The sequence below is a fragment of the Blastomonas sp. CCH9-A1 genome, from assembly GCF_001557175.1.
GTDB lineage: Bacteria > Pseudomonadota > Alphaproteobacteria > Sphingomonadales > Sphingomonadaceae > Blastomonas > Blastomonas delafieldii_A.
The window spans coordinates 46,556-58,991 of record NZ_LSHM01000029.1 but is presented as its reverse complement, the minus strand read 5'-3'; the positions used below and the strand labels follow the sequence as shown (position 1 = coordinate 58,991).

12 protein-coding genes are annotated in these 12,436 nt (G+C 65.6%); 6 read left to right on the top strand and 6 right to left on the bottom strand.

Translation table 11 applies throughout. From position 1 onward, the window contains the following. Positions 1 to 159 precede the first annotated feature (159 nt). Genes AX725_RS07995 through AX725_RS07980 form a run of 4 tightly spaced genes read right to left on the bottom strand, consistent with a single transcriptional unit; the run spans position 160 to position 3,626 of the window. On the bottom strand, positions 160 to 1,782 hold the full coding sequence (locus AX725_RS07995) for a GMC family oxidoreductase (RefSeq protein WP_060980336.1): 1,623 nt from the start codon (positions 1,780 to 1,782) through the stop codon (positions 160 to 162). 30 nt (positions 1,783 to 1,812) lie between these two features. Next, positions 1,813 to 2,289, bottom strand: a complete 477-nt coding sequence (locus AX725_RS07990) for a GNAT family N-acetyltransferase (protein ID WP_066115012.1) — start codon at positions 2,287 to 2,289, stop codon at positions 1,813 to 1,815. Positions 2,290 to 2,293: 4 nt separating this feature from the next. Further along, positions 2,294 to 3,232: a sterol desaturase family protein gene (locus tag AX725_RS07985; protein WP_060980332.1), complete on the bottom strand. Its 939-nt coding sequence runs from the start codon at positions 3,230 to 3,232 to the stop codon at positions 2,294 to 2,296. 13 nt (positions 3,233 to 3,245) lie between these two features. Continuing rightward, on the bottom strand, positions 3,246 to 3,626 hold the full coding sequence (locus AX725_RS07980) for a hypothetical protein (RefSeq protein ID WP_060980331.1): 381 nt from the start codon (positions 3,624 to 3,626) through the stop codon (positions 3,246 to 3,248). Positions 3,627 to 3,792: 166 nt separating this feature from the next. On the opposite strand from AX725_RS07980, the gene pheS reads away from it, so the two are divergent. The 5 genes from pheS to AX725_RS07955 all read left to right on the top strand — a co-directional run bounded on the left by pheS (position 3,793) and on the right by AX725_RS07955 (position 10,713). Further along, the gene (gene pheS / locus AX725_RS07975; protein WP_060980335.1) at positions 3,793 to 4,884 is read left to right on the top strand and encodes a phenylalanine--tRNA ligase subunit alpha; all 1,092 of its coding nucleotides are present in this window, start codon (positions 3,793 to 3,795) and stop codon (positions 4,882 to 4,884) included. Further along, positions 4,881 to 7,310 (top strand): phenylalanine--tRNA ligase subunit beta, encoded by a 2,430-nt coding sequence (pheT, locus tag AX725_RS07970; protein WP_060980330.1) that lies wholly within the window; start codon positions 4,881 to 4,883, stop codon positions 7,308 to 7,310. The genes pheS and pheT overlap by 4 nt, the downstream gene beginning before the upstream one ends. Continuing rightward, the gene (locus AX725_RS07965) at positions 7,303 to 8,184 is read left to right on the top strand and encodes an aldose 1-epimerase family protein (protein ID WP_060980329.1); all 882 of its coding nucleotides are present in this window, start codon (positions 7,303 to 7,305) and stop codon (positions 8,182 to 8,184) included. Before pheT ends, AX725_RS07965 begins: the two co-directional genes overlap by 8 nt. A gap of 118 nt (positions 8,185 to 8,302) precedes the next feature. Then, positions 8,303 to 9,868, top strand: a complete 1,566-nt coding sequence (locus tag AX725_RS07960; RefSeq protein ID WP_060980328.1) for a peptide chain release factor 3 — start codon at positions 8,303 to 8,305, stop codon at positions 9,866 to 9,868. A gap of 41 nt (positions 9,869 to 9,909) precedes the next feature. Then, complete coding sequence (locus tag AX725_RS07955; RefSeq protein ID WP_060980327.1) at positions 9,910 to 10,713, top strand: 3'(2'),5'-bisphosphate nucleotidase CysQ; 804 nt, start codon at positions 9,910 to 9,912, stop codon at positions 10,711 to 10,713. Here AX725_RS07955 and AX725_RS07950 read toward each other — a convergent pair. Continuing rightward, a complete protein-coding gene (locus AX725_RS07950) occupies positions 10,710 to 11,069 on the bottom strand; it encodes a DMT family transporter (RefSeq protein WP_060980326.1) in 360 nt (119 codons plus the stop codon). The two genes, AX725_RS07955 and AX725_RS07950, sit on opposite strands and share 4 nt — an antisense overlap. Positions 11,070 to 11,082: 13 nt before the next feature. After that, positions 11,083 to 11,886, bottom strand: a complete 804-nt coding sequence (locus AX725_RS07945) for a MerR family transcriptional regulator (RefSeq protein ID WP_060980325.1) — start codon at positions 11,884 to 11,886, stop codon at positions 11,083 to 11,085. 346 nt (positions 11,887 to 12,232) lie between these two features. Here AX725_RS07945 and AX725_RS20475 point away from each other — a divergent pair, with 346 nt between their 5' ends. Next, positions 12,233 to 12,415, top strand: coding sequence for an excalibur calcium-binding domain-containing protein (locus AX725_RS20475; protein WP_081096940.1), 183 nt, complete (start codon positions 12,233 to 12,235; stop codon positions 12,413 to 12,415). Positions 12,416 to 12,436 lie beyond the last annotated feature (21 nt).

Sequence of the window (12,436 nt, the reverse complement as noted above, 5' to 3'; positions counted from 1 at the left end):
GCTTGTCTCGGGGAGGGGGACCGCCGACCGCAGGTCGGTGGTGGAGGGGAAGCGGAATGGCACGAGGCTTTATCGGAACGCGAACCCGCTGCCCCTCCACCACCCGCTTTGCGGGCGGTCCCCCTCCCCCAGCAAGCTGGGGGAGGATTTTTGGCAGTGCTACGCCGCCACCAGCAGTTTCGCCTTCACATCTTCCGCCACGAACGCGGCGCAGCGTTCGCCGATCATGATGCTCGGCGCATTGGTGTTGCCGCTGACGATCTTGGGCATGATGCTGGCATCGGCGACATAGAGCCCCTCGACCCCGCGCAGCCGCAGGCGCGGATCGACCACGCTGCCCTCGTCCGACCCCATGCGGCAGGTGCCGACCGGATGATAGACGGTGTCGGCGCGGTTGCGGATCAGCTCGTCGAGTGCGGCGTCGTTGTACAGATCGACCGGATGGCGATCGACCGGATCGTAATCCGACATCGGCTGCGTCTCGAAGATGCGGTGCATGAAGCGCACCCCTGCGCGCAGCACCGCCATGTCGCGTTCGTCGCTGAGGAAATTGGGGTCGATCCGCGGCGGCGCGGCGGGATCGGCGCTGTTGAGCGTCACCGTGCCCTTGCTTTCGGGGCGCAGCACGCAGGCATGGCACGAGAAGCCATGGCCCTTCACATTCTCGCGGCCATGATCCTCGAGCACGGCGGGTACGAAATGGAACTGCACGTCGGGCGCGGGGGCATCGGGCATCATCTTCCAGAAACCGCCCGCTTCGGCCCAGCAGGTGGTGAGGATGCCGGTGCGCTTGCGGCGATGCTCGAGCACCGCGCGCGCCATGCGGGTGACGCCGGTGAGCGAACTGCCGAAACTGTCGGTCGATTTGGTCGCGAAGCCCGAGACATAGTCGATATGATCCTGCAGGTTCGCGCCGACCTCGGCGGAATCGACGAGCACCGGAATGCCGTGTTCCTTGAGCATGCCGCCCGGGCCTATCCCCGAAAGCTGCAATATCTGCGGCGATCCGAACGCGCCCGCTGAAAGCACCACCGCAGCGCGGGCAAACACCTGCACCACTTTTCCTGCGCGCTCGAACTCGACGCCCTTCGCCCGGCCGTTCTCGACGATGATCCGCCGCACCAGCGCGTGCGTGCGCACGTCCAGATTGGCGCGGTCCGCCGCCGGCTCGACATAAGCGCGCGCCGCGCTCCAGCGTTCGCCGTTCTTCTGCGTGGTCTGGTAGATGCCGAAGCCTTCCTGCTTCGCGCCGTTGAAATCGTCGTTCATCGGCAGCTGCAGCCGCCGCGCCGCCTCGACAAAGGCGTGGCTGCCGGGATTGGCCCATTTCTGGTCGACCACCGAGAGCGGACCATCGCCGCCATGATGCGCATCGAATTCGTGCGACGAGCCGTAGCGCGCATTGCCTTCCGATTTGCGGAACCAGGGCAGCACATCCTTGTGGCTCCAGCCGGTGGCGCCCAGCGCCTCCCAGTTGTCGTAATCCCAGTGGTTGCCGCGAATATAGACCATCGCGTTGATCGCCGAAGAGCCGCCCAGCCCCTTGCCGCGCGGCTGATAGCCGGTGCGGCCATTGAGCCCCGGCTGCGGCACCGTCTCGAACTGCCAGTTGGTGTTCTTGGGCAGGAACGGCATGAAGCCCGGGGTCTTGACGCGCACGCCGTTGTTGCGCCCGCCCGCCTCGATCAGGCAGACCGAGAGCGAGGGGTCTTCGCTGAGCCGCCCGGCGACCGCACATCCTGCGGACCCGCCGCCGATCACGATGATATCATATTCGCTCATGCTCTCTCCCATTTTCGTTCTTGGTGCCGATCACGGCAGGCTATTCAATCGCCTCCGCTGGATGACCACCAGATGACCTGCCTCGTCGCTCTCGACCCCGGCAATGTGGAACCCTGCCTTAAGGTTGACGATGATCATGCGGTTGTTGCTGGCGCGGGTGCGCGTTTCAACCCAGTGATAGCCTTGTGCCGCCGCCCAATCATGCTGCGCCTGCATCAGCCGCGCGGCAATGCCCAGGCCGCGCGCTTCGGGAACGACGCCGCCAAGCCAGGAATAGAGCAGGCTGGGCCCGCGCCGATAGCCGAGCTTGAAGCCCAGCCGCGCGTGCCCGTCCCCATGCGCGACGTGCAGCACGGGATCGGCCAGCAGCGGCAGACGGCGCGCGAGATAGTCGGGATCGAAACTGTCGAAAATCCGGGCACAAAGCTCGGCGAGCATGGCTTGCTGGCCTCTGACGCTCGCCCCTTCGAAAAGGGTGATATCCGACCCGTCGGCCCCGCGTGCCATCCGCTTATTCCGCCGGCTCTAGAGTGGCATCGCCGACCATTCGCGACGGTACCGGCCGGCCTTGCCGCGCAGCCCATGCGGCCTTGATGCTGTCGCTGGTCTCGCGGCTGTTGTCATGGCTCCAACCGGGCGGGCGGAGCAGATAGGCCAATTTGTTGCCCAGCCCCGGCGCGGACCACATGTCGCGCGCGATGCCGACCCATTCGTGGAACGCTGCCCAGAGCAGATTGAAGCTGCCCAGCTGCTTCACGATGCCATAGCGGATCGGCTCGTCGTCGCGCTCGGGCACGAAGGTGCCGAACATCTTGTCCCAGACGATGAACACGCCGGCATAATTCGAATCGAGATAGCGCGGATTTATCGCGTGATGGACGCGGTGGTGCGAAGGCGTGTTCATCACCGCCTCGAACCAGCGCGGCATGCGCTTCACCGCCTCGGTGTGGATCCAGAACTGGTAGATGAGGTTGATGCCGCCGCAAAAGGCGATCATCAGCGGGTGAAAGCCCAGCCAGAACAGCGGCAGGCTGACCAGCAGGCCGGGGGTGAAGAAGCCGGTCCAGGTCTGCCGGAGCGCGGTCGAGAGGTTATAATGCTGGCTGGAATGGTGGATGACATGCGCCGCCCACATCCAGCGGACACGGTGGCCGAGCCGGTGCACCCAATAATAGGCGAAATCGTCGGCCACGAACGCGATCGGCCAGGCCCACCAGGCAAAGCCGATATCGAAGATGCGGTACTGATAAACCCAGAAGGCGATCGCGAGGGCAAGGCCCCCGGTCAGCGCGCCCGCCACGGTGCTGCCCAGCCCCAAAGCGAGCGAGGTCAGCGTGTCGCGCGGCTCATAGGCCCTGCGGTCGCGGCGGCGCACCCACCAGATCTCGACCAGCATCAACAGCACGAAAGCCGGGATGGCGAGCTCGGTCGGGTTGGGCAGGTTCGGCATGGCAAAAGCTTGCTTACATCATTGTCAGCAGCCTGTCAGCATCCTGTTTTGACAGTGCGAGTGAAACATGTCCGAAGCGCGGATCGCCGGTCTCGACCTTCCAGCCCTCGCTGCAACGGTGCGCGCGCAGCGGCCTGGGCAGCACGCGTCCGGCGCAATGCGCGCCATGGCGCTTGAGGATGACAACGCGGCCATCGGTCCCCTCGACGAGCGCGGCCTCGCCATCGTTCGACATCAGGACCGGCCCCGATTCGAAACCCGCGATCTGCTCCTCGGCGATGCGCGCGGCATCGGCGGCATCGCCGATCCGGTTCTCGCCCAGTTGCAGCAGCCAGACCAGGCCTGCGACCGCCAGGATGGCGGCGAGCGAAGCGAAAAGCAGCATCAGGTTCATCGGCCATCGTCCCCTATGGCGCCGGTTCTGTGTCCGGTCTTGGTGCAGGATAGCACTGCAGGCGCACGCATGAAAAGGCTATGGAAACGCGGCGGGGCTTGATTTGTGCAGCGGGGCATGACAGCGGCTCGCGGACATTTTTCTCGCATATGTGGAAGACCAGGCCGTGGCCGACATTGAACAATTGCAGCAGGATTATCTGGCGCGCATCGCCGATGCCGATCTTGCCGCGCTGGAAGACATACGCATCGCTGCGCTGGGCAAGCAGGGCGCGATCACCGGGCTGCTCAAGACGCTGGGCGCGATGAGCCCCGAGGAGCGCCAGGAACAGGGCCCGCGCATCAACGGCGCGCGCGAGGCGGTCACGGCCGCCATCGCCGCGCGCAAGGACGCGCTGGAAGGCGCAGCGCTCAACGAGCGGCTCGCCGCCGAGGCGATCGACCTGACGCTGCCGGTCGCGCCCAGCCCGCAAGGCTCGGTCCACCCGGTCGCACAGGTGATGGACGAACTGGCCGAGATTTTCGCCGATCTGGGATTTGCCGTGGCGACCGGGCCCGAGATCGAATCGGGCTGGTACAATTTCACCGCATTGAACATGCCCGAGACGCATCCGGCGCGTGCGATGCACGACACCTTTTATTTCCCCGATACCGGCCCCGATGGCGAGCCCATGCTGCTGCGCACCCACACCTCGCCGGTGCAGATCCGCACGATGATGGGGCAGAAGCCGCCGATCCGCATCATTGCGCCGGGCCGCACCTATCGCAGCGATTCGGACGCGACGCACACGCCGATGTTCCACCAGGTCGAAGGCCTTGTCATCGACAAGGGCATCACCATGGCGCACCTCAAATGGACGCTGGAGACCTTCGTCCGCGCGTTTTTCGAGCGCGATGATATCGTGCTGCGCCTGCGGCCGAGCTATTTCCCGTTCACCGAGCCCTCGGCCGAGGTCGATGTCGGCTTCACGGTGGAAAAGGGCAAGCGCGTGATCGGCGGCGATCCCACCGGCCCCAATGGCGGCTGGATGGAAATTCTGGGCAGCGGCATGGTCAACCCCAAGGTGATCGAGCATTGCGGGCTGGACCCCGACGAATGGCAGGGCTTTGCCTTTGGCTGCGGCATCGACCGGCTGGCGATGCTGAAATACGGCATGGATGACCTGCGCGCGTTCTTCGACGGTGATCTCAGGTGGCTGAAGCATTACGGCTTCTCGTCGCTCGATGTCCCCACGCTGAGCGGAGGAGTCGGCGCATGAAGTTCACCCTCTCCTGGCTGAAAGAGCATCTCGACACCGATGCTTCGCTCAATGAAATCACCGACCGGCTGACGGCGATCGGGCTGGAGCTCGAAGGGGTGGAAAACCCCGCCGATGCGCTGCGCCCGTTCCGCGTCGCCAGGGTGCTCGAGGCCGGCCCGCATCCCAATGCGGACAAGCTGCGGCTGCTCAAGGTCGATGACGGTTCGGGCACCCCCTGGCAGGTCGTCTGCGGCGCGCCCAATGCGCGTACCGGTCTGGTCGGCGTGTTCGGTCCGCCGGGAACCTATGTCCCCGGCCCCGCCTTCACGCTGAAGCCCGCGAAGATCCGCGATGTCGAAAGCTTCGGCATGATGTGCTCGTATCGCGAGCTCGAGCTCGGCGAGGATCATGACGGCATCATCGAGCTGCCCGAGGACGCACCGGTCGGCACCAGCTTTGCCGATTATGCCGGGTTCGACGATCCGGTGATCGAGGTCTCGGTGACGCCCAACAAGCAGGACTGCATGGGCGTGCGCGGCATCGCGCGCGATCTGGCGGCCTCGGGCATCGGCACGCTGAAGCCCTTGTCCGAAGTCTATCGCTCGGGCGTCGATCCGGTCGAGGGCAGCGGCGAGGCAGCCGATGTCCGCACCGACGATCCCGCCGGTTGCCCCGCCTTTTACGCGCAGAATGTCTCGGGCCTGAAGAACGGCCCCGCCCCCAAATGGATGGCAGACCGGCTGAAGGCGATCGGGCAGAAGCCGATTTCGGTGCTGGTCGACATCACCAATTTCGTGTCGATCGATCTCGGCCGTCCGCTGCACGTCTATGACCGGGCGAAGCTCTCGGGCGGGCTGGTGGCGCGCAAGGCGGCAGACGGCGAAGAGGTGCTCGCGCTCAACGGCAAGACCTACAAGCTCGACGCCAGCATGACCGTGATCGCCGACGCCAAGCAGGTGCATGATATCGGCGGCATCATGGGCGGCGAGGATTCGGGCGTGTCCGACGAGACCACCGATGTGCTGATCGAGTGCGCCTATTTCGAGCCCGAACATATCGCGCGCACCGGCCAGAAGCTGATGCTGACGAGTGATGCGCGCCAGCGCTTCGAGCGCGGCGTCGATCCGGCGTTCCTCGAACAGGGCCTCGCCATCGCGACACGGCTGGTGCTCGACCTTTGCGGCGGAACCGCGAGCCCGGTGACCCGATCGGGCACCGCGCCGGTCGAACCGCGCACGGTCGCCTATGACCCCGCCTATTGCGCGGCGCTGGGCGGCATCGATGTGGCGGCAAGCGAGCAGCAGGCGATCCTCGAGCGGCTCGGCTTCGGCGTCGACTGCAGCGCCACCCCCTGGACGATTACCGTCCCCACCTGGCGGCGCGATGTTGCGGGCAAGGCGGATATCGTCGAGGAAGTGGTGCGCATCACCGGCATCGATGCGATCCCCTCGACCCCGCTGCCGCGCCTGCCCGGCGTCGCCAGGCCGACCGCCAGTCCGGCGCAGTTGCAGGAGCGCCGCGTGCGCCGTCTCGCCGCCGCGCGCGGCCTCAATGAGGCGGTCAACTGGTCGTTCATTTCGGACAGGGAAGCAGCCCCCTTTGGCGGCGGCGACTGGGTGCTGGCCAATCCGATCAGCGAGGACCTCAAGGTCATGCGCCCCTCGCTGCTGCCCGGGCTGCTCTCTGCCGCCAAGCGCAATCTCGATCGCGGCGCGGGCTCGGTGCGGCTGTTCGAAGTCGGTCGGCGCTATTTCAAGGCGGAGGACGGCACCAGCCTGGAGCGCACCACGCTGGGCATCGTGCTGGCGGGCGACAAGACCCCGCGCGACTGGCGCAGCGGCAAGGCGCAGGCCTTCACCGCGCATGACGTGAAGGCCGAGGTGCTGGCATTGCTCGATGCCGCAGGAGCCCCGGCGGCCAAGCTGATGGACTTCGCGCCCGATGCGGCAGGCCCTGGCGATCACTATCACCCGGGCCAGGCGGCGACGCTGCGACTGGGTCCGAAGAACGTGCTCGCCGCGTACGGCACCTTGCACCCCTCGACCGCGCGCGCATTCGGCTTCAAGCCGGTGCACGGGGCGGTGATGGTGGCCGAGCTGTTCCTCGATGCCATCCCGCTCAAGGCTCGCGGATCGGCGATGCGCGAAGCCTATGCGCCGCCGGCCTTGCAGGCGGTGACGCGCGACTTCGCTTTCCTGGTCGATGCGAAGCTGCCCGCCGGTGACCTCGTCCGCGCGGTCAAGGGCGCCGACAAGAAGAATATCACCGATGCGCGCGTGTTCGACAGCTTTGCAGGCCAGGGCGTGCCCGAGGGCAAGCTCTCGCTCGCCATCGAGGTAACGCTGCAGCCGGTGGACAAGAGCTTCGGCGATGATGAGCTGAAAGCCATTGCCGATGCGGTGGTCAAGGCGGCGGCCAAGCTTGGGGCGGAGCTGCGTGGCTGATCCGGTCACGCTGCGATCCGATGCGCTGACCGCCAGCATCCACCCGCTGGGGGCGGAGCTTTGGTCGCTGAAGGACGCAGAAGGCCGCGAACTGATGACCGATGCCGACCCGGCCTACTGGTCGGGCCACGCACCGTTGCTCTTCCCGATCGTCGGCGCGCTGGCGGGGGATGCATACCGGCTCGGAGAGCGCAGCTTCGCGATGGCGCGGCATGGCTTTGCCCGGCGGTCGGAATTTGCGCTGGTCGAGGCGGAAGCTGGTCGGGCGCTGTTCCGGCTCGAGGCGAGCGCGGAAAGTCGCGCGCAATACCCGTTCGAATTCCGGCTCGACATGGGCTTTTCGCTGACCGGCGCGACGCTCGCCATGACCGCGACCGTCAGCAACATGGGCGATGCGCCGATGCCGTTCAGCTTCGGCTATCACCCCGCCTTCGCCTGGCCACTGCCCTATGGGGGCGCGGCGGAGGATCACTGCATCGTGTTCGACCGCGACGAACCTTCCCCGATCCGGCGGCTCGACCCCGCGACCGGGCTCATCGCGCCCGATCCGCAGCCCAGCCCGGTCGAGGGCAAGGTCTACGCGCCCGTTCATGCCGATTTCGAACCCGACGCGCTGATCTGGGATAAACTTTCCAGCCGCTCGCTCACCTATGGCGTACCCGGCCAGCCGAGCCTCCGCATCGATTTTCCCGACATGGCCATGCTCGGCATATGGCAAAAGCCCGGCGCGCGCTTCCTCTGCATCGAACCCTGGGCCGGGATCGCCGACCCGCTGGGCTTCACCGGCGATTTTGCCGACAAGCCCGGCGTGATGACGCTGGCACCAGGCGCACAGCAGCGTTTGCGGATGGATGTGACGCTGCTAGAGAGCTAGCCGTTTTCCGGTCCCCTGCTTGAGGCAGGGGTCCATCACCCGACCGATCCGCCAGGCACCAAGGCTGGAAATGGATGCCTGCCTTCGCAGGCAAGCGACAGAATAGCAAAGCCCCGATATGACCGCCCTCAACCGCCGCACCTTCGCCATCATCTCGCACCCTGACGCAGGGAAAACCACGCTCACCGAAAAGTTGCTGCTCACCGGCGGGGCGATCCATCTGGCGGGCGAGGTCAAGGCGCGCGGCGCTGCCCGGCGCGCCCGGTCGGACTGGATGAAGATCGAGCAGCAGCGCGGCATCTCGGTCACCTCCTCGGTGATGACCTTCGAGCGGCAGGGCATCACCTTCAACCTGCTCGACACGCCGGGGCACGAGGATTTTTCCGAAGACACTTATCGCACGCTGACCGCGGTCGATTCCGCGATCATGGTGATCGACGCCGCCAAGGGTATCGAGCCGCAGACGCGCAAGCTGTTCGAGGTGTGCCGGTTGCGCTCGGTGCCGATCATCACCTTTGTCAACAAGGTCGACCGCGAGGGCCGCGATCCGTTCGAACTGCTCGACGAGGTCGCCGATGCGCTGGCGCTCGACGTGTGCCCGATGAGCTGGCCGGTCGGCATGGGTGGCCAGTTCGAGGGGATTTACGACTTTGCCCGCAACACGCTGATGCAGCCGAGCGGACCCAGCCGCGAATATGACGACACCGCGCTTGCCGTCAGCGGGCTCGATGATCCCAAGCTGGCAGAAGCGCTGTCCGCCCAGGCGCTGGAGCGGCTGCATGAGGAGGCCGAGCTTGCCCAAGGCGGCTATGCGAGCTTCGACCTTGAGGCCTATCGCCATGGCGACCTGACCCCGGTCTATTTCGGCTCCGCCTTGAAGCGCTTCGGCATCGAGGAGCTGATCGACGCCATCGCGACGCACGCCCCGCCGCCGCGCAGCCAGCCCGCCGAGCCGGACGCGGTCGATCCGACGCGCAAGGACGTGACCGGGTTCATCTTCAAGGTGCAGGCCAACATGGACCCGCAGCACCGCGACCGCATCGCCTTCATGCGGCTGGTCTCGGGCACGTTCAAACGCGGGATGAAGCTGGTGCCCTCGGGCCATGGCAAGCCGATCGCGGTGCATTCGCCGATCCTGTTCTTCGCGCAGGACCGCGAACTGGCCGACGAGGCGCTGCCCGGCGACATTATCGGAATCCCCAATCACGGCACGCTGCGCGTCGGCGATACGCTCTCCGAAAAGAACGACGTACGCTTTACCGGCCTGCCCAATTTTGCGCCGGAAATCCTGCGCCGCGTGCAGCTCAAGGACCCGACCAAGACCAAGCAGCTGCGCAAGGCGCTCGACGACCTGTCCGAAGAGGGCGTGATCCAGGTCTTCTATCCCGAAATCGGCAGCCAGTGGGTGGTCGGCGTGGTCGGCCAGCTGCAGCTCGAAGTGCTGATCAGCCGGCTCGAGGCCGAATACAAGGTCGAGGCGGTGCTCGAAATGGCCCCGTTCGATACCGCGCGCTGGCTGAGCGGTCCGGCAGACGCGCTGGAAGCGTTCAAGCGCATCTCGATGAACAACCTCGCCAAGGACCGCGACGGCAATCCGGTGTTCATGGCGCGCTCCGCCTGGGATGTCGGCTATCAGCAGGAAAAGAATCCCGAGCTGACCTTCAGCGCGACGCGCGAGCGCTAAACGAGTGTTGCAACCGCCATGACCCGCGCTACAGCGGGGACATGGCGTCGCGCACCAAGGTTTCTCCCGACACGATCCGGCACATCGTCGAAGAGGCGAGCACCATCGCCATGGCTGCGTTCGCGCGCGCGGGCGGCGACCTTCAGGTCTGGGACAAGGTGCCGGGCGAGCCGGTGAGCGAGACCGACCTTGCCGTCGACAATTTCCTGCGCGAACGCCTGGGGGCGCTGGTCCCCGATGCGGGCTGGCTGTCCGAGGAGACGGCGGACGACACCGCGCGGCTCGATTGCGGGCGCATCTGGCTGGTCGATCCGATCGACGGCACGCGCGATTTCGTACGCGGGCGCACTGGCTGGGCGATCTCGGTCGCTCTGGTCGAGGATGGCCATGTCGTGATGGGCGTGCTGGCAGCCCCGGCGCGCAAGGAATACTGGATCGGCGCGCGCGGACGCGGCGCTTTCCTCAACGGCAAAAGGCTGAAGGCGAGCCGCCGCACCGATTTTTCCGGGTCGCGCGTGCCCACCGACAGCCTGCCCAAGGCGGATGTGGACCTCACCGTCGTCGAAAAGCCCAACAGCATAGCGCTGCGCATGGCGATGGTCGCCGACGACCGCGCCGACCTGCTTGCGACGCTGCGCTGGGGCTATGAATGGGATATCGGCGCGGCCGCGATCATCGCCGAAGAGGCGGGCGCGCGCGTGACCGATGCGCTGGGCGGCGAGCTCCGCTTCAACAAGCCGCGCGCCAATGCCTTCGGCGTGCTGTGCTGCGCGCCGGGCATCCACGCCGCTGCTGTCGAGCGCCTGCGCGAACGCGCGGTGCGGCTGTCGGCGGGCGGCGGCTAACCCTCCGCGGTTGCCTGCTGTTTCTCCGCCTCGGCATAGGGCGTGGTGAGATACAGGCCCGTCGTCCCGACCAGCGTCAGCACGATGAACCCCGCCTGAGCGAGGCTGATCGACTGGCGGAACACCAGCCAGCCGATCACCGCCACCGCGACCACGCCGACGCCCGACCAGATCGCATAGGCGATGCCCATCGGGATGCGGGTAAACGCAAAGGCGAGCAGCCAGAAGCACAGGCCATAGCAGCTCATCGAGGCCACGCCGAACAGCGGCTTGGCAAACCCCTGCGAGGCCTTGAGCAGGCTGGTGCCCGCAATCTCGCAAAGGATGGCCAAAGCCAGCAGCACCCATGCATTCATAGCCCGGATTTCCTCATTCCGCTCTGGGTATGGCAATCGAGTCCCCGGCCAGCATCCGCGCCGCCGTCGCCTCTTTCATGAACGCCCAGACCTCGGCATCGAAGCCGGGATCGGCCCGGACCGGCCAGTTGCCCATGTCGTCGTACATCTTCATCGTGCCGGTCCACATCGCTGGGGTAGCGACATCGGTGAATGGCTTGAGCAGCGCGAACCAGCGCTGGACGAAGCCTGCTGCCGTGTCGCCGGTTGGGTCCATCGGCATCGCCGCCTTGATCTCGTCGCCCAGCGCCTTCCATTGCGCGGCATAGGCATCGTGATCGAAATCCGCGCCCAGGGCGCCCATCTTCTCGCCCCATTCGGCCTGCTCTTCCGGGGTGAAATAGCGGTCGGTCACCGCCTTCCATTGGTCTTGTGACATGCTTGCACTGTCCTCTTGTTCATTTCGGATCAGCGAGCAGAAGGTCTCGGCATCGATGGGCTCGCCGCGATCGATGCGTGACTTGACGGAAATGAGCAGCGCCTGCGCCTCGGATATGCGCCGCGCCTGTTGTTCGAGATGGTCGAGCTGCGCGGTGATGAGGCCGTGCAAGTCGATCCGCCGATGCGCGGTCAGCCGCTGGATCTGCGCCAGCGTCAGCCCCGCCTTCTTGAGCGAGAGGATGAGGTTCAACCGCTCGAGCGCCGCCGCATCATAGTGCCGCCGCCCCGAGGCGGTGCGCAACGGTTCGACCAGCCCCCTCGCCTCGTAGAAGCGCAGCGCACGGGCTGTAAGACCGGTGAGCCGGGTAACGGCGGCAATGTCGAGCGAATCGGGCATAAGCGGCTTATGCCACTTGACGTAAGGTCAGCTTCAAGCGGATTTTTTATGGTTCCGACTAACCCGCTCGTCTGTGATGAGCCAATTTCTCAAGGTCTGAAATATTGTGGTCTTTGGACACCACAATGTTTCATTTACACTTCCTCCATAAGCTTTGTCGGTGAGCTTCAAGAAGTCCTTCAAGCCTGTGCCTGTCAAACTTGGTCGCCATTCCAAGCGCCAGGAGAGACGGGCAGAGCAACGCCGCGTCGTCGACCTGTTGACGACGGCAGCATTGTCTGGCGCTGTCATCGGTATCGGCAGTCTATTTTTAAACGAGCAGGACAGCGCTGCTTTCACCACCAAAATGCGTATTATAGCAGTCGGTGTCGGACTGATACGTGCGCGCGAACCACAGCCTGGAGATCACTGGGCAGGTTGCCATGATGCACGCGCAGCTGGAACTGCCCCAATCTATAGGGGGGAACCTGGCTATCGGGAAGGCATGGATGGCGATTCAGACGGAGTTGCTTGCGAACCCTATCGTTAGGCTGAGGTGTCAGGGTTAGCG